We start from the raw sequence: 230 nt of genomic DNA on the forward strand, positions 1-230 counted from the left end.
CCACCCCCCCCCCCCCCCCCCCCCCCGCCGCGCCCCCCCCCCCCCCCGCGCCCCCCGCCCCCCCCCCCCCCCCCCCCCGGCCGGGGCGCCGGGGGGGGGGGGGGGGCCCCCCCGCCCCCCCCCCCCCCCCCCCCCCCCCCCCCCCACGGGGGGGGGGGGGGGGGGGGGCCCGCGCCAAAAAAACAGCAAAAAGAACCGGCCGCGGGCGCGGGCGGGCGGCGGGGGGGCGG

Annotated in this window: 1 pseudogene; it reads left to right on the plus strand. The window is 92.6% G+C overall.

The features are described 5' to 3' along the window. Positions 1-230 (plus strand): annotated as a pseudogene (locus AC0L3D_RS37140) (hypothetical protein); the annotation flags it as partial.

The sequence above is a fragment of the Mesorhizobium sp. WSM4837 genome, from assembly GCF_055811435.1.